Origin of the sequence: Streptomyces sp. NPDC037389, from assembly GCF_040636475.1 — a bacterium.
GTDB classification, from domain to species: domain Bacteria; phylum Actinomycetota; class Actinomycetes; order Streptomycetales; family Streptomycetaceae; genus Streptomyces; species Streptomyces hesseae.
On the sequence record NZ_JBEZUS010000007.1, the window covers coordinates 117013 to 140933 of the forward strand.

The following is a 23921-nucleotide window of genomic DNA, read 5'->3' on the forward strand; positions in this document are numbered from 1 at the left end:
GCGCACGCGGTGACCGTACGGTGACACGCCCCGGCACTTTGGTACGGAAAGGGGACCCGGTACCGGAATGGTCACACCCATGCCACAGCGGCCCGGCGGACCTTGATCCGGATTGTCGCGGTCATGATCCTCTTGGGTGAGCGGCGGGCGGTCCTCCCACGGGGGTGGAGGACCGGCCGCCGGCTCTCCTCCACCCGTCTTCTACCCACATGTCGCCCATCACACGCGGCATCACGCACGTGGAGCGGGCGATTGCGGAACAAAGCACTCCGGGCTGCCGCCCGCGGGCAGTACACAGACCCGCGCCTTGTCCGGGTACTTGGTGGCCGTCATGGCGGTCGACAGATAGACCTCCGTGTCCCGCTGGCTCGCCGCCTTGAGCTCCTTGGGGTCGCTGCCGGGCAGCGAGAGCACGACACGGTCGCCGAGCCGCAGGCGCATGGACCGCACCCACACGGCCGCGCACTTCTCGCTGTAGCGGATCTCGACCCGCTGGCCGCCGGCCGCCCGGCGCTGGAGCAGGGTGACGAGCATGCCCTGGGCGCCGCAGCCCATCTCCGTGGGGTCCGCGCCCTCGCACTCCGCTCCCCGGCAACCGGGTTCGTAGGACTGCGGATAGGAGGACGCCGCGAGGGGGTCGGGGTCCCGGCCGCCGGCCCCGGACCCGCCGCTCGTCAGGATCAGGGAGAGCACCAGACCCGCCACGGCGAGGACGGCGACGCCGGTCAGCAGCAGCACCCGCCGGGCGAAGGACGCCTTCCGCTCCGGCTCCCGCTCCGGCTGCTCCTCCGGCCGCTCCTCCGGTTGTTCCCCCACCACAGGCGGGGGCGCCTGCGTCGGGGCCTCCCCGGCGGCGGCCCGTCCGCTCCACGACTGCTCGGCGAGCTCCCACAGCGCCAGCAGCCGGTCCGCGGGCTCGTCCGCCAGCCGGCACAGCGCCTCGACGGCCTGCCGGGGCGGCAGCTTCTTGCCGTTGAGATAGCGCTCCCAGGACGACTTGCTGTACGGGGTCCGCCCGCCGAGCGCGGCCAGGCTCAGGCCCGTACGGTCCTTCAGCTCCCGCAGTCCGGCGGCCAGCCGGCCGCACTCCGCGGGGAGGAACCGTTCCCCGCTCACCGCCGCAGCTCCTGCCAGGTGTCGGGGCCGACGATGCCGTCGACGACCAGGCCGCGGGCCTTCTGGAAGGCCTTGGCGGCGTTCTTGCTCCGCTCCCCGTAGGAGCCGTCGGAGATCCCGGGATCGAAGCCGTGGTACCGCAGCAGGCACTGGGCCTCCAGGACCTCCCAGCCCGTGCTCTTGAGGTCCATGAGCGTGGTCCGGGTCGCGCTGTAGCCGGCGCGCAGGTCGCCGTCGTGCCGCTGGACGTCGCAGGGGCGCGAGCGGCCCTGGACGAAGACGAAGGGGGCCGTGGAATCGCCGCCGACGGCGTGGTCGTGTCCCGCGGTCGTCCGGTCGTCCTGCCACGGGCGGGTGACCAGCAGGACGGCGACCAGCGCGACCGCCAGGGCGACGACGGCCGCGGCGAGCACGACGGTCGTCGTACGGCGCGGACCGGAGCGCGCGCCGTCCCCGGCGGGGGGCGTCGTGGGCGCGCCGGGCGCCAGGAGGCCCTCGGCGGGCGACCCGGCCGCCCCCGCGGCCCTTCCCGCCCCCGCCACCCCTTCCGTCTCCGCCACCTCGTCCGTCCACGCCTCCGCCGCGACCTCGTGCAGGACCAGCAGCCGCGTCGTATCCGCGCCGCACACCCGGGCCAGCTCCTCGACCGCGTCACGCGGCGGGAGTTGCTTGCCGTTGAGATAACGCTCCCAGGAGGAACTGCTGTACGAGGTCTTGGCCGCCAGCGCGGCCAGGCTCAGCCCGCTGCGGTCCTTGAGCCTTCTGAGCTGTACGACGAACTGCCGCACCCGCTGATCCAGCGAGGCGGGTAATTCCTTCCAACGCGACATGTTCCACCCCATACGCGCCACAAAGAGTCCCCCGAGGCGGTGAGCCGCCTCCTGCCGCACATCATGGCGAGGCGAACGCGCCAATTCCCCCACCCGGGACCGGGAGCCGTGGTTTCCGGCCAGCCCGGCCGTCCCTCACCCGTCCCACCACGGCCTCGTGGGACCCGGCGTCCTCGCAGGTGGGGACGTGGGACGTCCCACGGTGGCCCAATTCCCGGCGATCCTTTGGCAGGAGGGGATGTGGCGCATCACAGTCAATCCTGCAAGCCGGGGACGGCACGGTCCACCCCGTGCCGTCCCCAACCGATCGTCAACGGGGAGGAACCCGGATCATGAACGTACGCAGGAGCGTTGCCGTCTCCGCCGCGACCCTGACGCTGGGCGGCGGGCTCGCCCTGGCGGCCCCGGCCGCGAACGCGGCGCCGACGGGCGCGACCGCCGTCGGCACCACGGCGCAGGCCCAGGAGCACTGGCGGAATCTGTGGAACGCCGACATCTCCGGCGACTACCTCGGCACGCACGGCCACAAGTGGGTCTCCGGGCTCTCGTCGGTGCCCCAGGGGGCGAACATGGCCCGCGGCGTCTTCACCTGCTGGGGCGGCGGCGAGGCCGGCCTGACGGTGAAGGTCTCGGGGGGCGGCTCCAACACCAAGACGGGCCAGTGCAACGGCAAGAAGCACTACGCGACCGTGGCCGCCAAGCCCGGCCAGGCCTTCAACCTGACCCTCAAGGGCGGGAAGAACACCCATGTCGAGGCGTGGGTGAACGGCTGACCCACCGCCGACCTGCTGACGAAGGCCCGGTGGTCCGTCCTCCCACGGGGGAGAGGACGGGCCACCGTCATGCCCGCCCGGGGGGCTACGCCGCCGGCGTCGTCGTCCGCTTCCGCAGGTTCTCTTCGAGGGCCGCCAGGAACTGTTCGGTCGTCAGCCACGGCTGACCGGGGCCGATCAGCTGGGCCAGGTCCTTGGTCATCTGGCCGCCCTCCACGGTCTCGACGCAGACCTTCTCCAGCGTCTCCGCGAACCGGACGACCTCGGGCGTGCCGTCCAGCCTGCCGCGGTGGGCCAGGGCCCGGGTCCAGGCGAAGATCGAGGCGATGGGGTTGGTGGAGGTGGCCTTGCCCGCCTGGTGCTGCCGGTAGTGGCGGGTCACCGTGCCGTGCGCGGCCTCGGCCTCGACCGTCCGGCCGTCGGGGGACATCAGCACCGAGGTCATCAGCCCCAGCGAGCCGAAGCCCTGCGCGACGACGTCCGACTGGACGTCACCGTCGTAGTTCTTGCACGCCCAGACGTAGCCGCCCTCCCACTTGAGCACGGAGGCGACCATGTCGTCGATCAGCCGGTGCTCGTAGGTCAGGCCCGCCGCCTCGAAGCCCTCCCGGTACTCGGCGTCGAAGACCGCCTGGAAGATGTCCTTGAAGCGGCCGTCGTACTTCTTGAGGATCGTGTTCTTGGTGGACATGTACACCGGGTAGCCGCGGTCGAGGCCGTAGCGGAACGAGGCGCGGGCGAAGTCGCGGATCGAGTCGTCCAGGTTGTACATGGACAGCGCGACGCCGGCGCCCGGGAACTCGTAGACCTCCAGCTCGACCGGCTCCGAGCCGTCCTTCGGGGTGAAGGTCATGGTGAGCGTGCCCTCGCCGGGGACCTTGAGGTCCGTCGCGCGGTACTGGTCGCCGAAGGCGTGACGGCCGACGACGATGGGCTTGGTCCAGCCGGGCACCAGCCGCGGCACATTGCTCATGATGATCGGCTCGCGGAAGATCACTCCGCCGAGGATGTTGCGGATGGTGCCGTTGGGCGAGCGGTACATCGCCTTGAGGTTGAACTCCTCGACGCGGGCCTCGTCCGGGGTGATGGTCGCGCACTTCACCCCGACGCCGTGCTCCTTGATGGCGTGGGCGGCGTCGACCGTCACCTGGTCACCCGTGGCGTCGCGGTTCTCGATGCCCAGGTCGTAGTACTTCAGCTCGACGTCGAGGTAGGGCAGGATCAGTTTTTCCTTGATGAACTGCCAGATGATGCGGGTCATCTCGTCGCCGTCGAGCTCGACGACGGGGTTGGCGACCTTGATCTTGGCCATGAGCCGGAACACCCCTTCTCACGCAACCACGGTCCTCAAGGAATACCTTGACATCAAGATATTCGTGGGGCCGACGCACCGGGCGGCCCCACGCCACGCACCTTGCCCTACGACCTACTGCACGGTGAAGTGCAGCATGTCCTCCAGGAACGGGATCTTCAGCCACGCGTGCGGCTGGGCCATCAGGGCGAGCAGCACGATCGCCAGACCCAGACCGCCGTACACGAAGAGGTCGGTGAACCGGGAGCGCACGGCGAGCATGCCCACGGACGGCAGCGTCCAGCGCAGCACCGCGCCGCCGATCAGCGCCAGCCCGATGATCAGTGCCCCCACCCGGAAGGCGTCGAAGGCCACGATCAGCAGGCCCAGGCCGGTGGCCCCCAGGACCGCCAGCAGCGGCCACTGCCGGGCGGGTGCCGGGGCGCCCCCGGGCGCGGCGCGGCCGCCGCCCTCGGGGCGCGCGGTGTCCTGGGTGACCTGCGGGGGGCGGCGGGTGGAGCCGTGCGCGTGAGCCCTGCCGGCGGGCTCGCCGGATGCCTTGGCGGCGGGCTCGCCGGACGGCTTGCCCGGCCCGTCGGCCTTTCGGGAGCCGTTGGCCCCGCTGGACCCGTTGGCCTTTCCGGAGCCGGCCGACCCGCCGGCTCCGTTCGCCGACCCGTTCGCGCCCGGTCCGGTGACCTCAGGCCGCATCGCCGCCTCCGGCGGCCTCGGCGTCCCTCTCGGCGGCATCCACCACGTTGACCAGCAGCAGGGCGCGGGTCATCGGGCCGACGCCGCCGGGGTTCGGGGAGATCCAGCCCGCGACCTCGCGCACGCCCGGGTGGACATCGCCGACGATCTTGCCGTTCTCGTCGCGGCTGACGCCGACGTCGAGGACGGCCGCGCCCGGCTTGACGTCCTCGGGCTTGATCAGGTGCGGCACACCCGCCGCGGCCACGATGATGTCGGCCCGCTTCAGGTGGGCCGCCAGGTCCCGGGTGCCGGTGTGGCACTGCGTGACCGTGGCGTTCTCGGAGCGACGGGTGAGCAGCAGCGGCATCGGACGGCCGATGGTCACACCGCGCCCGACCACGACCACCTCGGCACCGTTGATCTCCACGCCGTGCCGGCGCAGCAGGGTGATGATGCCGTTGGGGGTGCAGGGCAGCGGGGCGGGCTCGTTGAGGACCAGGTGGCCGAGGTTGGCCGGGTGGAGGCCGTCGGCGTCCTTGGCCGGGTCCATCAGGCCGAGGACGCGGTTCTCGTCGATGCCCTTGGGCAGCGGCAGCTGGACGATGTAGCCGGTGCAGGCCGGGTCCTCGTTGAGCTCCCGGACGACCGCCTCGATCTCCTCCTGGGTGGCGGTCGCGGGCAGCTCGCGCTGGATGGAGGCGATGCCGACCTCGGCGCAGTCGCGGTGCTTGCCGGCCACGTACTTCTGGCTGCCCGGGTCCTCCCCGACCAGGATCGTGCCCAGGCCGGGGGTGATGCCCCGGGCCTTCAGCGCCTGCACACGGGTGGAGAGTTCTGACTTGATCGCGGCCGCGGTGGCCTTGCCATCGAGAATCTGGGCGGTCATGGTGCACATCCTCGCGGATCGGGTGGGGTTGGTTCCACTCAGGTCGGAGGTCGTACCGCGCGACGCCGCGCGGTACGACCGTATGTCTACGATTGCGGCCGCCGTGGCCGAGGCCACGGCCGTCCCCTACGAATCAGCCACCGCTCGAAGGACACGTCCAGGTGACCCACCCGAACCCGCCCTACCCGCCGCCCCCGCCGGGCTACGGCCCGCCGCAGCAGCCGGGGCAGCCGTACCCGCAGCACCCGCCGTTCCCCCAGCAGCCCGGGGCGTACGGGGCCTACGGCTACGGCGGCCACCCGCAGGACCCGTACGCCGTGCAGCAGCGCCCGCCGCTGGCGGGCTGGGGGGCGCGCGTGGGCGCGACCCTCCTGGACGGCCTGATCCTGGGGCTGGTGCCGGTGATCCTCATGGTCGCCGGCGTCGTCATGTGGATCACGGGATACGAGGACTGCTCCACGTACGAGGACAGCCAGGGCTACTGCCAGCAGTCGACGGGAATGACGACCGGCGGCCTGGTCATGGTCGGTGCCGGTTTCGTCCTCAGCTTCGTCCTCACCTTCTGGTCCCTCTACCGCCAGGGCAAGACGGGCCAGACGCCGGGCAAGAAGGCCGTGGGCATCAGCGTCCTGCGCGAGCGCGACGGCATGCCCACCGGCTTCGGCATGGCGTTCGTCCGCAGCCTGTGCCACGTCGTCGACAGTTTTCTCTACCTCGGCTACCTCTGGCCGCTGTGGGACGAGAAGAAGCAGACCTTCGCCGACAAGATCGTCGGCACGGTGGTCGTACGGGTCCGCTGAGGCGTTCCCGGAAGGCCGCGCTCCGCTGCCGAGGGGCGCGGCCTTCTTTTTCTTAAGCGTCAAGCGTCAGTGGAAGAAGTGGCGCGTGCCCGTGAAGTACATCGTCACGCCCGCCGCCTTCGCGGCCTCCACCACCTGCTCGTCCCGGACCGAACCGCCCGGCTGGGCCACCGCCTTGATACCGGCGGCGGTCAGCACCTCCAGCCCGTCAGGGAACGGGAAGAACGCGTCGGACGCGGCGTACGAGCCCTGGGCGCGCTCCTCACCCGCCCGCTGGACGGCCAGCTTCGCGGAGTCCACGCGGTTGACCTGGCCCATGCCGACGCCGACGGTCGCGCCGTCCTTGGCCAGCAGGATGGCGTTGGACTTCACCGCGCGGCAGGCCTTCCACGCGAAGGCCAGCTCGGCCAGTTCCCCGGCGGAGAGCGCCTCGCCCGTGGCGAGCGTCCAGTTGGCCGGGTCGTCGCCCTCGGCCTGGAGGCGGTCCTTGGCCTGGACCAGCAGACCGCCCTCGATGGGCCGGGACTCGCCGTGCGCCGCGGGCGCGTCGGCGCAGCGCAGCACGCGGATGTTCTTCTTCCGGGCCAGGACCTCGACGGCGCCGTCCTCGTAGCCGGGCGCGACGAGGACCTCGGTGAAGATCTCCGCGACCTGCTCGGCCATCGCCACCGACACCGGCCGGTTGACGGCGATGACGCCGCCGAAGGCGGACAGCGGGTCGCAGGCGTGGGCCTTGCGGTGGGCCTCGGCGACGTCCGAACCGGTCGCGATGCCGCACGGGTTGGCGTGCTTGATGATCGCGACGCAGGGGTCGGCGTGGTCGTAGGCGGCGCGGCGCGCGGCGTCGGTGTCGACGAAGTTGTTGTACGACATCTCCTTGCCGTGCAGCTGCTCCGCGTTCGCGAGCCCCGTGCCGGTGGGGTCGAGGTAGAGCGCGGCGGGCTGGTGCGGGTTCTCGCCGTAGCGCAGCACCTGCTTGCGGGCGTAGGAGATCCCGATGAAGTCGGGCCACGGGCTCTCGTCCGCGCCGTAGCCCTCCGCGAACCAGTTCGCCACGGCCACGTCGTAGGCGGCCGTGTGCTGGAACGCCTCGGCGGCCAGCCGCTTGCGGGCGGCGAGGCCGAACCCGCCGTCACTGACGGCCTTGAGCACGTCGTCGTAGCGGCCGGGGTTGACGATCACCGCGACGGAGGGGTGGTTCTTGGCGGCGGCGCGGACCATCGAGGGGCCGCCGATGTCGATCTGCTCGACGCACTCGTCGGGCGAGGCGCCCGAGGCGACGGTCTCCCGGAACGGGTAGAGGTTGACGATCACCAGCTCGAAGGGGCTGACGCCCAGCTCGTCGAGCTGCGCGCGGTGCGCCTCCAGGCGCTGGTCGGCGAGGATGCCGGCGTGGACGCGGGGGTGAAGGGTCTTCACCCGGCCGTCCAGGCACTCGGGGAAGCCGGTGAGCTCCTCGACCTTGGTGACGGGGACGCCGGCGGCGGCGATCCGGCCGGCCGTGGAACCGGTGGAGACCAGCTCGACGCCCGCGTCGTGCAGCCCCCGGGCCAGCTCCTCCAGCCCCGTCTTGTCGTAGACGCTGATCAGTGCCCGGCGGATGGGCCGCTTCATGGCCTCGGCTTCGGCGGTGGCTTCGGCGGTCGTACCTTCGACGGTCACGGGATCCTTACCTTTCGTCCCTCTATGCGGTAGCCGTCGCGGGCCAGACGCCCCACGACATCGACGAGCAGCGAACGCTCGACTTCCTTGATCCGCTCATGCAGCGCGGACTCGTCGTCCTCGTCCCGGATCTCCACCACTCCCTGGGCGATGATCGGGCCGGTGTCGACGCCTTCGTCGACGAAGTGGACGGTGCACCCGGTGACCGTCACGCCGTACGCGAGCGCGTCGCGCACCCCGTGGGCACCGGGAAAGCTGGGGAGGAGGGCGGGGTGGGTATTGACGATCCGCCCGCCGAACCGGGCGAGGAACGCCCTCCCCACGATCTTCATAAAGCCGGCGGTGACGACGAGGTCCGGCTCGTACGCGGCCGTCGCCTCCGTCAGCGCCTCGTCCCATCCCTCACGGGTGGGGTGGTCCTTCACCCGGCACACATACGTCGGCAGCCCGGCGCGCCCGGCGCGCTCCAGGCCCGCGATGCCGTCCCGGTCGGCGCCCACGGCCACGACACGGGCGCCGTAGCCGTCGGGGTCGGCGGCGATGGCGTCCAGCAGGGCCTGAAGGTTCGTACCGGAACCGGAGACGAGCACGACGACACGGGCGGGGCGGGCGGGGGCGGCCACGGTGGGGCCCTTTCTCGCGGGTGAAGCGGTTTGTATGGTCGTACGAGTCGGAGGGGTCGCCGATTACGGGGGACTCTACGAAGCCGCCGACCGCCAGCAACGATACCGGCACTCCGAACCGCCCCCACGGGACGGGGGCGGGCACGGGAGGTAGCGTCGGGACCGGACCGGACGGCGGCACGGGAAACGGCACGGGAAAAAGTGCGCGTCACCGTAGGCTCGAAGGTGCAGGACGACCACACCAGGGGAAGACACACTCCACATGCCGGACCGACGCCGCCACGCGGTTCACCGCCCCCCGCAGCCCGGGCAGCCCGCCACGGGCTTCGCGTCGCGTGAGGGCCGGCCCCGGCCGTCCTCCGCCGCGGAGGAGCGGGACAACCCCTTCGCCGCCCCGCCCGAGGGCAGCCCGGACCGCCCGTGGCAGCCGCGCACCCCGGCGACCGGCAACCCCGGCGGCCCCGACAAGGGCGAGGGCGACGGTGAGAACGGTCAGGACTCCGGCTCGGGCTCCGGCCCGGGCGAGGAGCGCCCGGCCTGGGGCAGCCAGTGGAGCAGCCGGCAGCCGGGACGGCAGGGCGGCGGCTTCGGCGGCGGCCAGGGCCCCTCGGGCGGCCCCGGCGGACCCGGCGGCCTCCGCTGGGACCCCACGGACCCGGCCCAGCGGCGCGCCCGCTACGCCCTGCTCGCGGGCATGTGGGGCTTCTTCTTCGCCCTCTTCAGCATTCCGCAGGTGGCTCTGCTGCTCGGCGCCCTCTCCGTCTACTGGGGCATCAGCTCCCTGCGGGCCAAGCCCAAGCCCCGCGACCCGGACACCCCGGCCCCGCCGCCCGCCCCCGGCGGCTTCCGCCCCCAGACCACGGCGGCGGTCAGCGGCCTGGTCACGGGCGGGCTCGCACTGGCCATCGTGGCGGCGACGTTCGCTTTCCACGTCGTCTACCGCGACTACTACACGTGCGTCGACGACGCGCTCACCCAGACGTCACGCACGGCCTGCGAGAACCACCTCCCGAAGCAGTTCCGCCCACTGCTGGGCACGCAGGACTGAGCGCCGGGCGCCCCCTTCCCGCCGCAGGGGCCGGGGCCTACTCCCCCTTCCCCTCCCGCGGCTCGAAGTCCGGCATCAGCCCGCCACCCGAATCCTTGAGCGCCGCCCACCGGTGCCTTCGCGCCGAGGGTTCGTGCCAGTCCGACGCGGCGGCCCCGCGCCGCCGCCCCCGCTTGCCCCGGGGCGGCCGGTGCCGCCCCCGCTCCCGCGGCTCCGGCGGCTCCTCCGCCTCCTCGGCGGCAGCGTCCCGCAGATGCCGCGTCGGCGTCAGCGGCAACGTCTCCGGCTCGTACACGACCGGCTCCGGCTCGGGCACGGGCCGCGCGCTCCCGGGCACCCGGAAGCCGAACCACTCCACCATCGCCGCCCACGACGACCGCGAGGCCTTCGGACCGGGATCGGGGCCGGGCTCGGGATCCGGTCCCGGCCCCGGCTCGGGACCCGATTCCGCAACCCGCGCGCCGGGCTCCGAAGCGGCGGGCTCCGGCGCGGGTTCCGGCGCCACCGGTCCCCCCACCGCCACCGCCAGCCCCAGCGCGTACCCCACCCGCCGCCACCCCGTCAGCGCCTCTCCCTCTCCCCCGCCCCCGCCCTCCGCCCGCGCACCCCGCGCACTCGGCACCGCCCCCCGCCGCCACCGCACCACCAGCGCCCCCGGCAGTCCGATCGCCGCCGTCCAGGCCGCCGCTGCGCCCCCGGTGCGCCAGCACGGCGGGCCGAAGCCGGCGAGCGCGTCGTTGCCGATCGCGCCCGACGACGCGTACGTCAGCACCGTCATCAACACCCCGCACAGCAACGCGCCCAGCACCGCTGTCGCGGCGGCCTCCCCATAGCCCACTCGTGGGGCGCGCCTCGGTACGGCGGTGTGCGCGACCGCGATGCCCGCGCCGGCCGCGAGCGCCGCCGCGCCCGCCAGGACGAGCGGGCTCGCCGCGCCGGGCTCGGGCAGCGCCGCGAGCAGGGGGAAGCGCGGCAGCACAGGCCGGTCCGGCGCGGCGCTCAGCGGGGCGACCAGGCTGCCCGCGCCCACCGTGAAGCCGGGCCCGAGCCCGTACGCCACCGCCCAGACCATCGCGTTGGGCAGCAGCGCCACACTGAGCAGCGCCAGCGCCACCCGTCCGGACCAGCGCGGCGCCAGCTGAATGGCGGCGTCCTGGGCGGTCCCGGCGTGCATGACGAGCGAGGCGGCCACCAGCAGCAGGCCGCCGCCGAGGAGGACGGCCGCCGCCATCGCCCCGGTGCGGGCGATCGCGGTCAGCCGGGCCCGGGTGAACCACCGTCGCAGCCGCGTGGGCAGCACCCGCCGGACGAAGAGCGGCGCCGGGAGGCCCGGCCGCCCGTCGGCCGTCCACACCCCGGCGGCGATGAACGCCGCCGCGACGAGCGGCAGCTGGAGCAGCGTGCTCAGCGGCGCGGGCCGCACCGGGCTGGACCAGGCGTAGACGACGGCCGCCAGGGCCACCAGGAGGTAGCCGCCGAGCATGGCGGTGAACGCCGGGCGGGGCGCGGGGCCGGGGGTGTCCGGGGGCGCGTCCTCGGGGGGCTCAAGGGCGTGGCAGGCGGCGCGGTAGAGCAGGGTGCAGGGCACGAGCGCGCACAGCAGCGGGGTCAGCGCGATCGGCGCGGGCGGCCCGGCCAGCGTCTCGGTCCTTACGAGGCCGGCGCCGTGCGCGAGCAGCCACAGGTCCGCGGCGACGCGCAGCGCGCCCGCGGGGCCGCTGTCGGGGTACGGGGAGGTGATCCACATCGCCAGGACGGCCATGGCGAAGGCGCCCAGCCCCAACCCGGCGGCGAGCACCCCGCCGATGAACGCCGTGCTCGCCGACCCGGGCAGCGCCGGCGCCCAGGGCACCGGGCCCGCCTCCGCGGGCCGGTACTCCGTCGTCGGCGACGGGCCGTGACCGGCGTATTCACTCACAGGGCCATGCTGCCAATAACGCGCCTTTCGGGCGGGTAGCTGGCATTTAACCGTCGTGTCGCTTGTATGGCAGCGAATACGGTTATGAACCTTTTAGTCCAACCAGGTGCTGGTCCGACCAGGTGGGGCGAGCGAATACGGGATACGGGCGTGGGCCCGCACCCCCTGCCGGGGTGCGGGCCCACGCCGTGGAACAGAGGCGGCGTCAGCCGGCCAGCGCGGCGCGCGCGAGGCGGGCCGTCTCGGACGGGGTCTTGCCGACCTTCACGCCCGCGGCCTCCAGGGCCTCCTTCTTCGCCTGGGCAGTGCCGGACGAACCGGACACGATGGCACCCGCGTGGCCCATCGTCTTGCCCTCGGGCGCGGTGAAGCCGGCCACGTAGCCGACGACCGGCTTGGTGACGTTGGCCTTGATGAAGTCCGCGGCCCGCTCCTCGGCGTCGCCGCCGATCTCGCCGATCATGACGATCAGGTCGGTCTCGGGGTCGGCCTCGAACGCGGCGAGCGCGTCGATGTGGGTGGTGCCGATGACCGGGTCGCCACCGATGCCGACGGCCGAGGAGAAGCCGATGTCACGGAGCTCGTACATCATCTGGTAGGTCAGCGTGCCCGACTTGGACACCAGACCGATGCGGCCGGGCTTGGTGATGTCGCCCGGGATGATGCCGGCGTTGGACTGACCCGGGGTGATGAGACCGGGGCAGTTCGGGCCGATGATCCGGGTCTTGTTGCCCTTCGAGCCCGCGTACGCCCAGAAGGCGGCGGAGTCGTGGACCGCGATGCCCTCGGTGATCACGACGGCCAGGCCGATCCCGGCGTCGATCGCCTCGACGACGGCGGCCTTGGCGAAGGCCGGCGGCACGAAGACGACGGTGACGTCGGCACCGGTCTTCTCCATCGCCTCGGCGACGGAGCCGAAGACGGGCACCTCGGTGCCGTCGAAGTCGACGCTCGTGCCGGCCTTGCGCGGGTTCACGCCACCGACGATGTTGGTGCCGTCGGCCAGCATGAGCTTGGTGTGCTTCATGCCCGTGGCACCGGTCATCCCCTGGACGATGACCTTGCTGTCCTTGGTGAGGAAGATAGCCATGGTTGTGGAGTCCTCGTCCCTTACTTAGCCGCAGCCAGCTCGGCGGCCTTGTCGGCCGCGCCGTCCATGGTGTCCACGCGCTGCACGAGCGGGTGGTTGGCGTCCGACAGGATCTTGCGACCCAGCTCCGCGTTGTTGCCGTCGAGGCGCACGACCAGCGGCTTGCTGACGTTCTCGCCCTTGGACTTCAGCAGCTCCAGGGCCTGGACGATGCCCTTGGCGACCTCGTCGCACGCGGTGATGCCACCGAAGACGTTGACGAAGACGGACTTGACGTCCGGGTCGCCGAGGATGATCTCGAGGCCGTCCGCCATCACCTCGGCGGAGGCGCCGCCACCGATGTCGAGGAAGTTGGCGGGCTTGACGCCACCGTGGTTCTCACCGGCGTAGGCGACGACGTCCAGGGTGCTCATGACGAGACCCGCGCCGTTGCCGATGATGCCGACCTGACCGTCGAGCTTGACGTAGTTGAGGCCCTTGGCCTTGGCCGCCGCCTCGAGCGGGTTGGCCGAGTCCTTGTCCTCGAGCGCCTCGTGCTCCGGCTGGCGGAAGTCGGCGTTCGCGTCGAGCGAGACCTTGCCGTCGAGCGCGATGACGCGGCCGTCGGCGACCTTCGCGAGCGGGTTGACCTCGACGAGGAGCGCGTCCTCGGCGATGAAGGTCTTCCACAGGGTCACCATGACCTCGGCGACCTGCTCGGCGACCTCGGCCGGGAACTTCGCCTGGGCGACGATCTCGCGGGCCTTCTCGATGGAGACGCCCTCATTGGCGTCGACCGGCACCTTGGCCAGCTTCTCGGGGGTCGTCGCGGCGACCTCCTCGATGTCCATACCGCCGGCGACGGACGCCATGGCGAGGAAGGTGCGGTTGGTCCGGTCGAGGAGGTACGAGACGTAGTACTCCTCGGCGATCTCCGGAGCGGTCTCGGCGATCATGACCTTGTGGACCGTGTGGCCCTTGATGTCCATGCCGAGGATGTCCGTCGCGCGGGCGACGGCCTCGTCCGGGGTGGCGGCCAGCTTCACGCCGCCGGCCTTGCCGCGGCCGCCGACCTTCACCTGAGCCTTGACGACCGAACGGCCGCCCAGACGCTCAGTGGCCTCGCGCGCCGCCTCAGGCGTGTCGATGACTTCACCGGCCAGCACCGGTACACCGTGCTTGGCGAAGAGGTCCCTCGCCTGGTACTCGAACAGGTCCACGCGCGTCCGTCCCTTTTCCATGGATATCGCGGTTCGTTGTCTGCGCGGGCGTGCCGCGAGGCAGCGTGAGGGTCGCGATCTCCGCAAAGGTCCGGGGGTTTTGCGCCCCGGGGTAGCACGGGCGAGGGCGGCACACGTTCACCGTTGACGCGGCATGTCCGTCTCGCAGGTTATCCCCGAGGGAGGGGCGACCCTAAATCGCAGATCACACTCCGGCCGTGATTACGCTCACAGATCGCGACGACACCCGCACGCGGTCGGCCGCGGTCGGGGCAGCCGGGGCCGTCAGACGGCCGGGTCGGGTACCGGCAGCGGACGCTTCTCCAGGGCGGCGGCCATGACCTCCGGGAAGAGGTCCGGGGTGCAGGCGAAGGCGGGCGCGCCCAGGGCGGCCAGGGCCGCCGCGTGGTCGCGGTCGTAGGCGGGGGCGCCCTCGTCGGACAGGGCCAGCAGGGTGACGAACTGAACTCCGGACGCCTTCATCGCGGCGACCCTCTTGAGCATTTCGTCCCGGATGCCCCCCTCGTAGAGATCACTGACGAGGACAACGACCGTCTCGGCCGGCCGGGTGATCCGTGACTGGCAGTAGGCGAGCGCGCGATTGATGTCCGTGCCGCCGCCGAGCTGGATGCCGAAGAGCACGTCCACCGGGTCGGCCAGCTGGTCGGTGAGGTCGACGACGGCCGTGTCGAAGACGACGAGACGGGTGTCGAGGGCGCGCATGGAGGCGAGGACAGCGCCGAAGACGGAGGCGTGGACGACGGAGGCGGCCATCGAGCCCGACTGGTCGACGCAGAGGATCACCTCCTTCCTCACGGCTCGCGCGGCCCGGCCGTGGCCGATCAGGCGCTCGGGGACGACGGTGCGGTGGTCGGGCAGGTAGTTCTTGAGGTTGGCCCGGATGGTCCGGTTCCAGTCGATGTCGCGGTGGCGGGGGCGGGCGGTCCGCGCGGAGCGGTCGAGGGCGCCGGTGAGCGTGGCGCGGGTCCTGGCGGTGAGGCGGGACTCCAGGTCCGCGACGACCTTGCGGACGACGGCCCGCGCGGTCTCCCTGGTGGCCTCGGGCATCGCCTTGTTGAGGGAGAGGAGGGTGCCGACGAGGTGGACGTCGGCCTCGACGGCCTCCAGCATCTCCGGCTCCAGCAGCAGAGCGGAGAGCCCGAGGCGGTCGATGGCGTCCCGCTGCATCACCTGAACGACGGAGGCCGGAAAGTACGACCGGATGTCCCCCAGCCAGCGGGCGACGCGCGGCGCGGACGCGCCGAGCCCGCCCTGGCGCCGGCCGCCGTCGCCCGTCTCGCCGTAGAGCGCGTCCAGCGTCCGGTCCATGGCGGCGTCGGCGCCGGCGAGGCCGCCGCCGGGGCCGCCCGGTCCGCCCTCCGCGCCGAGGACGAGCCGCCAGCGGCGCAGCCGTTCCGCTTCCGCGGTGATGTGGGTGGTGTGCGTGGTGTGGGTGATGTCAGTGGTCATACGAATGCTCCCCCTGATGGTGCGGATCCCGGCTGCCTTGCTCGAACCCGGCCACCGCTCCCGCCCCCAGCAGCAGCCGCATCACCGGCAGGACGGCGGCGGCACGCTCCGGGTCGAGGCCCGGGCCGAAGCCCGGTGCCGCGCCGTGGCCCGGCGACCGCGGGCCGGCGCCCGGGCCGCCCCGGCGTATCCGCTCGCCGAGCGTCCGCCGCACCGCCGGCTCGAACGCGGCGAACGTACGGCGCAGCAGTGGCAGTACGCCGGTGAACGCCTCGGGCGGCACTCCGGTGAGCCAGCCGTCGACCAGACCGAGCAGCCGTTCGTCGTGAACGAGCAGCATCCCGCCGGACCCGCCACTGCCGACGAACCCCTCGACCCAGGCAGCCGCCTCGGCGGGCAGCGTACCGACGGAGAGAACAAGCCCCATCAACCGTTCCACCCGCTCGTCCGCCAACCGCCCGTCATCGAGCAACAACCGCGCGGCCCGCCCCCGTATCCCCCCGGGCAGCCCGTCCCGCTCGGCGAGCACCTTCAGGACGGCGGCCCAGCGGTCACGGAGCCCGGGCGGGGCGGCCGTCTCGGCCAGCAACGCCACCGCCCGGTGCACCCCGTCCACATGGCCGCGCATCTCCGCCGCCGCATCGGCGTCCAGGCCCGCGCAAGCGGCAGGCAGGCCGATGAAGACGCGCTCGGCCAGGCCGACGGCCACTTCCGCGAGAGCCGCCGTGTCCGTGCGGCGGACATCGCCGTAGCGCACGGAGCGGACGAGGGCGGGCAGGGCCTGGGCCAGGTGGCCGGTGTCGGGGTCGAGGGCGGCGCGGTCGGTGAGGGCTCGCATGACGACGGGCAGGGCGTCGGGCAGGCCCGCGAGCAGGCATCGTTCGGCCAGGGTAGTGATCGCGGCGAGGGTGGTGGCCTCGCGTGCCAGCGACTCCGCTTTGGCGGTCGCCGCGCTCTCCACCGTCGTGCCCCACGCCCCCGCCTCGGCGAGCCGTACGGACAACTCCGGCTCCCAGCACAGCCGCCAGCTCTCCCGGAAGGTACCGAGCCCGCCGCGCGAGGGCAGGGACTCGCCCCAGTCGACGCCGAGAAGGCGCAGCCGGTGCAGCAGCCGGCTGCGGGCCGCGTCCGTGTCCTTGCGCAGGTCGAACTCGCAGTCCCGGACACCCGCTTCGGGCTTGAGCCGCAGGGTGCGCCGCTGCCGGTCCAGGTCGCGCTGGAGGGGTGAGGCGGGCGCGGCGTCGGGGACCTCGCCCAGTACGTCGCCGACGATCAGCCGGTCCCGGACGAGGGCGAGCGGAACGTCCGAGCCGCCGCACATCACGGCGCGGATCGCGTCGACGGTCTCGGCGAGCCCGGCGAGCGGGCGGCCGCGCATCGCGGCGAGGGTCTCGGCGAGGCGTACGGCCTCGATGACGTGCGCGGAGGAGACGGGGTGGCCTTCGGCGCGCAGCAGCCGGGCGACGTCGGTCATCCAGCGCTCGACGGGCCGGTCGGGGGACCGGAAGAGGTGCCCGTACCAGCCGGGCGAGGTGACGCCGGCGCCGTAGCCGCTGTGGCGGGAGAGGCGACGGTGGGTCCAGGGCACCCAGCCGATCTCGACCTTGGCCTTGGGGAGGCCCTTGAGCGTCTGCCGGTCGGCGGCCACGGTCCGCCGCTCGGCGAGGGCGGGCACGTGCCAGGCACCGCACACGACCGCGACGGCGTCCCCGAACTCCCGCCGCGCCTCGCGGAGTCTGAGCCGCATGTGGGCTTCCCGGATCGCGTCGTGCCGGGCGTGGGCGGCGTCACCCTCCGCACCGAGGGCGGACCGCAGTTCGCCCATGGCCTCGGCGACGGCCTCGAACGGGGCGAGCGCGTCGCCCTCGCCGCGCCGGTGTTCGACGACGTCCTCCCACCAGGTCTCGGGGGCGTCGTACCCGGCGGCTCCGGCGAGCACGGCGAGCAGGTCGGTACGCGGCGTCGCGGCCTCCGCCAGGCAGAGGGCGTCCTCGGGACCGGGGGTGCTTCCTGGGCCGGGGGCGGTCCCCCCGCCCGGAGTCGTCCCTGTGCCAGCCGGAGTCGCCCCTGTGCCAGGGGGAGCACCCGCGCCGGGGCGGGTCCCCACCCCCGGGCCGACCCCCGCGCCGGGGGCGCGTCCAGGGCCGGGCCCGGGTTCGGTCTCCGCGCCGCCCAGCGCGAGCGTGTGCGCGGCGGGCAGGTCGATGAAGCGGACCGGTACGTCGTGGGCGAGGGCCCACCGCAGGGCGGCCCACTCCGGGGAGAACCCGGCGAACGGCCAGAACGCGGCGCGGCCCGGTTCCCCGGCGACGTGGGCGAGCAGGGCCACGGGCGGGCGCATGTCCTCCTCGGCGGCGAGGGGGACGAGGGCGTCCGCCTCGGGCGGGCCCTCGATCAGCACTGCCGTGGGCCGGCACCGGTCGAGGGCGGCCCGTACCGCCCGTGCCGAGCCCGGGCCGTGGTGGCGCACGCCGAGCAGCACGGGGGCCGCCGGGGCGGCGGTCCCGGTCACGCGGCCACCTCGCGGCAGGCGCGGTAGAAGTCCTTCCAGCCGTCCCGCTCGCGGACGACGGTCTCCAGGTACTCGTGCCAGATCACCCGGTCGGCGGCGGGGTCGCGGACGACCGCGCCGAGGATGCCGGCGGCCACGTCCCCGGCGCGCAGCACGCCGTCGCCGAAGTGGGCGGCGAGCGCGAGTCCGCCCGTGACGACGGAGATCGCCTCGGCCGTCGAGAGCGTCCCCGAGGGCGACTTGAGCCTGGTGCGGCCGTCGGTGGTGACGCCGTCGCGCAGCTCGCGGAAGACGGTGACGACGCGGCGGATCTCGTCGGTGCCGTCGGGCGCGGCAGGCAGGTCCAGGGAGCGGCCGAGCTGGTCGACGCGGCGGGCGACGATGCCGACCTCGTCCTCGGCGGTGGCGGGCAGCGGCAGGACGACCGTGTTGAACCGGCGGCGCAGCGCGCTGGAGAGCTCGTTGACCCCGCGGTCGCGGTCGTTGGCCGTGGCGATGAGGTTGAACCCGCGGACGGCCTGGACCTCCTGGCCCAGCTCGGGGACGGGGAGGGTCTTCTCGGACAGGACGGTGATGAGGGTGTCCTGGACGTCGGCGGGGATGCGGGTCAGTTCCTCGACGCGCGCGGTCATGCCCTCGGCCATGGCCCGCATGACGGGGCTGGGCACGAGCGCGTCACGGCTGGGGCCTTCGGTGAGCAGCCGGGCGTAGTTCCAGCCGTAGCGGATGGCTTCCTCGGCGGTGCCGGCGGTGCCCTGGACGAGGAGGGTGGAGTCGCCGCTGACGGCGGCGGCGAGATGCTCCGACACCCAGGTCTTGGCGGTGCCGGGCACGCCGAGCAGCAGCAGGGCGCGGTCGGTGGCGAGCGTGGTGACGGCGACCTCGACGATTCTGCGCGGGCCCACGTACTTGGGCGTGATCACGGTGCCGTCGGGCAGCGTGCCGCCGAGCAGATATGTGGCGACGGCCCACGGCGACAACCGCCAACGCTCGGGCCTGGGACGGTCGTCGGACGCCGCGAGGGCCTTCAGCTCGTGGGCGAAAGCGTCCTCGGCGTGCGGGCGCAGGGTATCGGTCTGGATTCCGGGCACGGTCACAAGTCCCCCTCGTCGTGCGGTTCCGGGTGGCGGGAACCACCCTGCACCACCCCACTGACAATCACCCTGACCTGCGGATTCATCCCCGCCGAGGGCCGATTGTCAGTGGGTCCCCCTACGGTCGGTGACATGAATCCGCAGGGGGAACGCTGGACGGCGGAACGCGTGCTGGAGCTGGCACCTGACGCCGCATCACGCAAGGCGGGCGCGAAGCTCGCGACGCCCGGCCCGTGGTCGGGCGCGGGCGCGCACACGGGCGCGGTCTGGGGGGAGTGCGAGGGCAGCGGCGGCAGACCGTACCGGACGGTCGTGGACCTGGCGGGGCCGGGTTTCCACTGTTCCTGTCCGAGCCGCAAGTTCCCGTGCAAGCACGCGCTGGGGCTGCTGCTGTCGTGGTCGGAGGGCCCGGGGTCCGTCCCGGAGGGGACGCCTCCGGACTGGGCGGGGCAGTGGCTGGACAAGCGTCGGCAGCGGGAGGCCGCCGGGTCCGGTGCCGCCGCTTCCGGGACGTCCCAGGGCCCGGCCGATCCGGAGGCCGCGCGCCGCCGGGCGGAGCGCCGCGCGGCGCGGATCGCGGAGGGCGCCTCGGAGCTGGAGCGACGCCTCGCCGATCTGCTGCGGAGCGGCCTGGCGTCGGCCGATGCCGCCTCGTACGGGCGGTGGGAGGAGACGGCGGCCCGCATGGTCGACGCGCAGGCGCCGGGACTCGCCGCGCGGGTGCGGGAGTTGGCGTCCGTGGCGGGCTCCGGTTCCGGAGCCGGCCGGACCTCCCGGCTCTTGGAGGAGTGCGCGCTGCTGCACACCCTCAACCAGGGGTTCCTCCGGTTGGAGGAGTTGCCGGAGCCCCTGGCGGCGACGGTGCGGGCGCGCGTGGGCATCACGCCGGACGCGGCGTCGCTGCTGGCCTCCGCCCCGCTCGTGCGCGACCGGTGGCTCGTCCTGGCCCAGCGCGACGGCGACGACGGCCGGCTGGTCACGCGCCGCGTCTGGCTGCGGGGCCGGGACACGGGCCGGATGGCCCTGCTCCTCTCCTACGGCGCGGCGGGCCGCGCGCCCGAGCTGTCGCTCCCCGTCGGTCTCGCCCTGGACGCGGACCTCGCCTTCCACCCCTCCGCCCGGCCGCTGCGCGCGGTCCTGGGCACCCGGCACGCGGCCCCGGCGCCCGTCCCCGGCCCGCCGCCGGGCGGTGACGCGGAGCAGGCGCTCCGGGCGTACGGCGAGGCGCTGCGGGACGACCCGTGGCTGGAGGGCTGGCCGGTGGTCCTCTCGGGGGTGGTGCCGGTCCCCGGCCCGGACGGCGGCGGTGACTGGCGACTGGCGGACGCGGACGGCCGGTCGGCCCTCCCGGTGGCGCCCGGTGGCGACGAACCGGCCCTGTGGCGGCTGATGGCGATATCGGGCGGGCGCCCGGTGCGGGTGTTCGGCGAATGCGGGCACCGGGGCTTCACTCCATTGCTGGCCTGGGCACCGGAGCCGGTGGCCCTGTGACAGAAGGACCTGCGATGACGGAAGGACCTGCGATGAGCACCACCTGGGACGACCTCGTCACCACCGCCCTCCTCGGCACGGACCGCCGCCCCGCCTCCCCCGGGGCGCTGCTCGACGAGGCCGCGCTGCGGACCGTGCGGCGCCGGGCCGCGCTCCTGCCGGCCGCGCCGCCGGGACCGCTGCCCGAGGCGGCGCCGGAGGACGTCCGGCCGCCATTGCCGGAGGCCGCCCGGCGCCGGCTGGCGCTGCTGCTCGCCGAGCGCGCGGCGGGCCCCGGAGGCTCCGGGCGCCGGGGCGGCGGCCCGGACCTCACCGAGCTGCTGCCCCAGTGGCTGGCGGCCGCCAACGACCACGGCTACCGCGCCCCGGAGGCCCTGCTGCCCGGGCTGCTCGACGCGGCGCGGGCCCGCAGCGACCTGCGGCCCGGGGCGCTGGCCCTGGGCGGTCCCCGCGCCCTGTGGCTGGCGCGGCTCAATCCGCAGTGGAGATACGCGCTGCGCGACGCCCCGGCGTCGAGCGCGGCACCGGCCGCGACGGGCACGGCGGAGACGGCGGACAGCGCCGCGCACCGGGACCAGGTCTGGCAGGAGGGCCTGTTCGCCGAACGCGTGGCCCTGCTGACGTCGATGCGGCGCCGCGACCCCGCCGCCGCACGGGAGCTGCTGGACACGACCTGGCCCCAGGAACGGGCGGAGGACCGGCTGATGTTCCTGGACACGCTGCGCGACGGGCTCTCCCCCGCCGACGAGCCGTTCCTGGAACGGGCCCTGACGGACCGGGGCCGCACCGTCCGGGCCGTGGCCGCCGAACTGCTGTCGGCGCTCCCCGCGTCCGCGCTCGCGGGCCGGATGGCGGTGCGGGCCAGGGCCTGCGTCGCCCTGGACCGCACCAACGGGCGGCCCACGGTGATCGTGGAGGCTCCGCACGAGTGCGACGCCGCGATGCGCCGCGACGGCGTCGTGGCCAAGCCCCCGGCGGGCCGGGGCGAACGGTCCTGGTGGCTGAGCCAGCTCGTGGAAGCGGCCCCGCTGGGGATCTGGTGCGAACGCCTCGGCGTGGCGGGCGCCGCCGAGGCCGTGGCCCTGCCGGTGGCCGACGGCTGGCGGCCCGACCTCCACGCGGCCTGGTGCCGGGCCGCCGTCCGGCAGGGGGACGCGGAGTGGTCACGGGCGCTGCTGGGCCCGGCGGCGTCCCCGCCGGCGCCCACGGGCGCCTCATGGCTGGACCCGGCGAAGCTGCTGTCCGCGCTGCCGCCCGGGGAACGGGCCGGATGGGTGGCGGAGTTCATCGCGGCGCACGGCCTGTCGGAGGCGTTCCGGCTGCTCGGTGTGTGCGCGGTGCCCTGGGCGGAGCCCTTGGGCCGGGCGGTGGTGGACGCGCTGGACACCGCGCGGGAGGCGGGCGGCTACCCCTGGAGCTTCAGCGGGGTGATGGGCATGGCCGAGCGCTGTCTGGACCCGGACCAGGCCGACCTGCTGGAGGAGCTCACCGTCCTCCCGTCCGGGCCGGAGGACGCCGCCGCGACGCATGGCGCGGCGGGCTACTGGGCGGAGGCGTATCAGCGGCTCATAGGCACGCTGCGCCTCCGCGCCGCGATGCGGGAGGAACTCTCGGACGATCCGGCCCTCAGACGGCCTGCCGGACGTTGACGTTGACCCACTCCACGATCGAGGACGTCGTCGCCCCGGGGGTGAAGATCTCCGCGACGCCCAGTTCCTTGAGCGGGCCGATGTCGGCCTCGGGGATGATCCCGCCGCCGAAGACCTTGATGTCCTCCGCGTCACGCTCCTTCAGCAGCTCCATCACCTTGGCGAAGAGGGTGTTGTGCGCGCCGGAGAGGATGGAGAGGCCGATCGCGTCCGCGTCCTCCTGGATCGCGGTGTCGACGATCTGCTCGGGCGTCTGGTGGAGCCCGGTGTAGATGACCTCCATGCCGGCGTCGCGCAGCGCGCGTGCGATGACCTTGGCGCCGCGATCATGGCCGTCGAGCCCGGGCTTGGCCACCACCACGCGGATCGGACCGGTCACTCCCATCACTGCCTCCATGTACGTGCGTGTACGTGCCGTCGGCCGCTGTATTCAGCATCCCGCACCCGGCCGTTTCGCGGTGGAGGCCGAGGGGGAAATCACACGTGGGACACCACGTTCGCTACGCACCGCTCCCGTAACCCCCGTCTCACGGGCCACATCGCCCGCTCCGACCACGAGACGCGCCGGGCCACGAGACGCCGGACCACGGGGCGGCCGCGAGGGGAGCCGCGACGAGGCGGCCGCCCCTCTGTGCCGACAGCCGCACGGCACAGAAGGGTGGCCCGCCACGCGCACAGCTGCCCATGAGGGCACACGGGGGACAGGGTCGCCGCTGTGTGCTGTTCGGGAGGTCGGTCGGCCATGGGGGCCTTGCCCTTTCTCTTTACCCTCATACGCTCCTTCACCGCGGCGCGCCCGCGCCCGTCGGCAGCGCTCGTCCGGTCCACGCTGCTGGAGCTGGCGATCCTCACCGTGCACGTGCTGCTCTACCCCACCGGGATCGCCCAGGAGCGCCGGCCGCCGCCTCTCCCCCCACCGGCCCCCGCGCCCTCACCCTCCCCCGCCGCACCAGTGGAACGGCCCGAACCACCCGAGGTGCCCGGCGCGCCCACCGGAGCGGTGGCGGCGCGCCCGCCCGTCCTGCTCCTCCACGGCTTCATCGACAACCGCTCGGTGTTCGTCCTGCTGCGCCGCTCGCTGCGCCGGCACGGCTGGGACGAGGTGTGGTCCCTCAACTACTCCCTCCTGACCTGCGACATCCGCAAGGCGGCGGCGATGCTCGGCCGGCATGTGGAAGAGGTCTGTCTCAGCACGGGCCGGGAGCGCGTCGACATGGTGGGGCACAGCCTGGGCGGGCTGGTCGCGCGCTACTACGTTCAGCGACTCGGCGGCGACGCCCGCGTCCGTACCCTCGTCACCCTCGGCACCCCGCACAGCGGCACCCTGGTGGCCCCCCTCATGACGGCCCATCCTTTGGTGCGGCAGATGCGGCCCGATTCGGACGTCATCACCGAACTCGCCGGGCCCGCTCCCCATTGCACAACGCAATTCATCGGTTTCTGGAGCGACCTGGATCAAATCATGGTGCCCGTGAAAACCGCCCGCATCGATCACCCCGACCTCCACGCGCGCAACGTCCGGGTGTGCGGCGTGGGCCATCTCGCCCTCCCCGTGCACGGGGAGGTGGCCACGGGCATCAGGCAGGCGCTGACCACGGAAGAGCCGTCGGCGGGCGCGGCGGGAGCCGCCTCGGTCGCCTGAGTTCCACAAAAACTTCGAACGTATATCGAACGTCAAGTCGACCCATCATGGCTCAGTCCACCAAAAGGCGGCTAAATGCCCGACGCTTCGGTGACCGAAACGTGGGGAAGATTGTCGCCGTCGCATACCGCCGG

Annotated in this window: 20 protein-coding genes; 6 read left to right on the forward strand and 14 right to left on the reverse strand. The window is 73.5% G+C overall.

The genetic code is table 11. From position 1 onward, the window contains the following. Nucleotides 1–231: 231 nt before the first annotated feature. On the reverse strand, nucleotides 232–1116 hold the full coding sequence (locus tag AB0E98_RS17210) for a helix-turn-helix domain-containing protein (RefSeq protein ID WP_361702991.1): 885 nt from the start codon (nucleotides 1114–1116) through the stop codon (nucleotides 232–234). Next, a complete protein-coding gene (locus tag AB0E98_RS17215) occupies nucleotides 1113–1946 on the reverse strand; it encodes a helix-turn-helix domain-containing protein (RefSeq protein ID WP_361702994.1) in 834 nt (277 codons plus the stop codon). The genes AB0E98_RS17210 and AB0E98_RS17215 overlap by 4 nt, the downstream gene beginning before the upstream one ends. 332 nt (nucleotides 1947–2278) lie before the next feature. Here AB0E98_RS17215 and AB0E98_RS17220 point away from each other — a divergent pair, with 332 nt between their 5' ends. Next, nucleotides 2279–2719 (forward strand): hypothetical protein, encoded by a 441-nt coding sequence (locus tag AB0E98_RS17220; RefSeq protein ID WP_361702996.1) that lies wholly within the window; start codon nucleotides 2279–2281, stop codon nucleotides 2717–2719. Nucleotides 2720–2804: 85 nt separating this feature from the next. Here AB0E98_RS17220 and AB0E98_RS17225 read toward each other — a convergent pair whose 3' ends face one another. The 3 genes from AB0E98_RS17225 to AB0E98_RS17235 all read right to left on the reverse strand — a co-directional run bounded on the left by AB0E98_RS17225 (nucleotide 2805) and on the right by AB0E98_RS17235 (nucleotide 5589). Continuing rightward, nucleotides 2805–4031: an NADP-dependent isocitrate dehydrogenase gene (locus tag AB0E98_RS17225; protein WP_361702999.1), complete on the reverse strand. Its 1227-nt coding sequence runs from the start codon at nucleotides 4029–4031 to the stop codon at nucleotides 2805–2807. 114 nt (nucleotides 4032–4145) lie between these two features. Next, nucleotides 4146–4721 (reverse strand): DUF3017 domain-containing protein, encoded by a 576-nt coding sequence (locus tag AB0E98_RS17230; protein ID WP_361703001.1) that lies wholly within the window; start codon nucleotides 4719–4721, stop codon nucleotides 4146–4148. Next, nucleotides 4711–5589 (reverse strand): bifunctional methylenetetrahydrofolate dehydrogenase/methenyltetrahydrofolate cyclohydrolase, encoded by an 879-nt coding sequence (locus AB0E98_RS17235; RefSeq protein ID WP_361703003.1) that lies wholly within the window; start codon nucleotides 5587–5589, stop codon nucleotides 4711–4713. The genes AB0E98_RS17230 and AB0E98_RS17235 overlap by 11 nt, the downstream gene beginning before the upstream one ends. A 161-nt stretch (nucleotides 5590–5750) precedes the next feature. Here AB0E98_RS17235 and AB0E98_RS17240 point away from each other — a divergent pair, with 161 nt between their 5' ends. Continuing rightward, nucleotides 5751–6389, forward strand: a complete 639-nt coding sequence (locus AB0E98_RS17240; RefSeq protein WP_361703005.1) for an RDD family protein — start codon at nucleotides 5751–5753, stop codon at nucleotides 6387–6389. 66 nt (nucleotides 6390–6455) lie between these two features. Here the strand turns inward: AB0E98_RS17240 and purH are convergent, their stop codons facing one another. Continuing rightward, complete coding sequence (purH, locus tag AB0E98_RS17245) at nucleotides 6456–8003, reverse strand: bifunctional phosphoribosylaminoimidazolecarboxamide formyltransferase/IMP cyclohydrolase (RefSeq protein WP_361703630.1); 1548 nt, start codon at nucleotides 8001–8003, stop codon at nucleotides 6456–6458. Nucleotides 8004–8047: 44 nt separating this feature from the next. Beyond that, entirely contained in the window at nucleotides 8048–8674 is a 627-nt protein-coding gene (gene purN, locus AB0E98_RS17250) for a phosphoribosylglycinamide formyltransferase (RefSeq protein WP_361703008.1), read from the reverse strand. A 262-nt stretch (nucleotides 8675–8936) separates the two neighbouring features. Here purN and AB0E98_RS17255 point away from each other — a divergent pair, with 262 nt between their 5' ends. Further along, a complete protein-coding gene (locus tag AB0E98_RS17255; RefSeq protein ID WP_361703011.1) occupies nucleotides 8937–9722 on the forward strand; it encodes a hypothetical protein in 786 nt (261 codons plus the stop codon). Nucleotides 9723–9759: 37 nt separating this feature from the next. Here the strand turns inward: AB0E98_RS17255 and AB0E98_RS17260 are convergent, their stop codons facing one another. The 6 genes from AB0E98_RS17260 to AB0E98_RS17285 all read right to left on the reverse strand — a co-directional run bounded on the left by AB0E98_RS17260 (nucleotide 9760) and on the right by AB0E98_RS17285 (nucleotide 19008). Continuing rightward, on the reverse strand, nucleotides 9760–11640 hold the full coding sequence (locus tag AB0E98_RS17260) for a DUF6350 family protein (protein ID WP_361703014.1): 1881 nt from the start codon (nucleotides 11638–11640) through the stop codon (nucleotides 9760–9762). A gap of 205 nt (nucleotides 11641–11845) precedes the next feature. Continuing rightward, entirely contained in the window at nucleotides 11846–12730 is an 885-nt protein-coding gene (sucD, locus tag AB0E98_RS17265; RefSeq protein ID WP_361703016.1) for a succinate--CoA ligase subunit alpha, read from the reverse strand. Nucleotides 12731–12750: 20 nt separating this feature from the next. Beyond that, nucleotides 12751–13929, reverse strand: coding sequence for an ADP-forming succinate--CoA ligase subunit beta (sucC, locus tag AB0E98_RS17270; protein ID WP_311611632.1), 1179 nt, complete (start codon nucleotides 13927–13929; stop codon nucleotides 12751–12753). Nucleotides 13930–14214: 285 nt separating this feature from the next. Further along, nucleotides 14215–15399, reverse strand: coding sequence for a VWA domain-containing protein (locus AB0E98_RS17275; RefSeq protein WP_361703017.1), 1185 nt, complete (start codon nucleotides 15397–15399; stop codon nucleotides 14215–14217). Next, nucleotides 15389–17911, reverse strand: coding sequence for a DUF5682 family protein (locus tag AB0E98_RS17280; RefSeq protein ID WP_361703019.1), 2523 nt, complete (start codon nucleotides 17909–17911; stop codon nucleotides 15389–15391). Before AB0E98_RS17280 ends, AB0E98_RS17275 begins: the two co-directional genes overlap by 11 nt. Then, nucleotides 17908–19008, reverse strand: coding sequence for an AAA family ATPase (locus AB0E98_RS17285; protein WP_361703021.1), 1101 nt, complete (start codon nucleotides 19006–19008; stop codon nucleotides 17908–17910). The genes AB0E98_RS17280 and AB0E98_RS17285 overlap by 4 nt, the downstream gene beginning before the upstream one ends. Nucleotides 19009–19137: 129 nt before the next feature. Here AB0E98_RS17285 and AB0E98_RS17290 point away from each other — a divergent pair, with 129 nt between their 5' ends. Both AB0E98_RS17290 and AB0E98_RS17295 read left to right on the forward strand, forming a co-directional pair. Next, the gene (locus AB0E98_RS17290; protein ID WP_361703023.1) at nucleotides 19138–20496 is read left to right on the forward strand and encodes an SWIM zinc finger family protein; all 1359 of its coding nucleotides are present in this window, start codon (nucleotides 19138–19140) and stop codon (nucleotides 20494–20496) included. Nucleotides 20497–20528: 32 nt separating this feature from the next. Next, entirely contained in the window at nucleotides 20529–22145 is a 1617-nt protein-coding gene (locus AB0E98_RS17295) for a DUF5691 domain-containing protein (RefSeq protein ID WP_361703026.1), read from the forward strand. Here AB0E98_RS17295 and AB0E98_RS17300 read toward each other — a convergent pair. Continuing rightward, a complete protein-coding gene (locus AB0E98_RS17300; RefSeq protein WP_361703028.1) occupies nucleotides 22123–22530 on the reverse strand; it encodes a cobalamin B12-binding domain-containing protein in 408 nt (135 codons plus the stop codon). The two genes, AB0E98_RS17295 and AB0E98_RS17300, sit on opposite strands and share 23 nt — an antisense overlap. Before the next feature lie 357 nt (nucleotides 22531–22887). Here AB0E98_RS17300 and AB0E98_RS17305 point away from each other — a divergent pair, with 357 nt between their 5' ends. Further along, entirely contained in the window at nucleotides 22888–23787 is a 900-nt protein-coding gene (locus AB0E98_RS17305) for an alpha/beta fold hydrolase (protein ID WP_361703030.1), read from the forward strand. Nucleotides 23788–23921: the final 134 nt, after the last annotated feature.

What these genes read in the sequence shown, in the direction of transcription:
- AB0E98_RS17215 (WP_361702994.1), bottom strand. Translation starts at nt 1,946, where the DNA reads ATGTCGCGTTGGAAGGAATTACCCGCCTCGCTGGATCAGCGGGTGCGG.
- AB0E98_RS17220 (WP_361702996.1), top strand. Translation starts at nt 2,279, where the DNA reads ATGAACGTACGCAGGAGCGTTGCCGTCTCCGCCGCGACCCTGACGCTG.
- AB0E98_RS17225 (WP_361702999.1), bottom strand. Translation starts at nt 4,031, where the DNA reads ATGGCCAAGATCAAGGTCGCCAACCCCGTCGTCGAGCTCGACGGCGAC.
- AB0E98_RS17230 (WP_361703001.1), bottom strand. Translation starts at nt 4,721, where the DNA reads ATGCGGCCTGAGGTCACCGGACCGGGCGCGAACGGGTCGGCGAACGGA.
- AB0E98_RS17235 (WP_361703003.1), bottom strand. Translation starts at nt 5,589, where the DNA reads ATGACCGCCCAGATTCTCGATGGCAAGGCCACCGCGGCCGCGATCAAG.
- purH (WP_361703630.1), bottom strand. Translation starts at nt 8,003, where the DNA reads ATGAAGCGGCCCATCCGCCGGGCACTGATCAGCGTCTACGACAAGACG.
- AB0E98_RS17255 (WP_361703011.1), top strand. Translation starts at nt 8,937, where the DNA reads ATGCCGGACCGACGCCGCCACGCGGTTCACCGCCCCCCGCAGCCCGGG.
- sucD (WP_361703016.1), bottom strand. Translation starts at nt 12,730, where the DNA reads ATGGCTATCTTCCTCACCAAGGACAGCAAGGTCATCGTCCAGGGGATG.
- AB0E98_RS17275 (WP_361703017.1), bottom strand. Translation starts at nt 15,399, where the DNA reads ATGACCACTGACATCACCCACACCACGCACACCACCCACATCACCGCG.
- AB0E98_RS17290 (WP_361703023.1), top strand. Translation starts at nt 19,138, where the DNA reads ATGAATCCGCAGGGGGAACGCTGGACGGCGGAACGCGTGCTGGAGCTG.
- AB0E98_RS17295 (WP_361703026.1), top strand. Translation starts at nt 20,529, where the DNA reads ATGAGCACCACCTGGGACGACCTCGTCACCACCGCCCTCCTCGGCACG.
- AB0E98_RS17300 (WP_361703028.1), bottom strand. Translation starts at nt 22,530, where the DNA reads ATGGGAGTGACCGGTCCGATCCGCGTGGTGGTGGCCAAGCCCGGGCTC.
- AB0E98_RS17305 (WP_361703030.1), top strand. Translation starts at nt 22,888, where the DNA reads ATGGGGGCCTTGCCCTTTCTCTTTACCCTCATACGCTCCTTCACCGCG.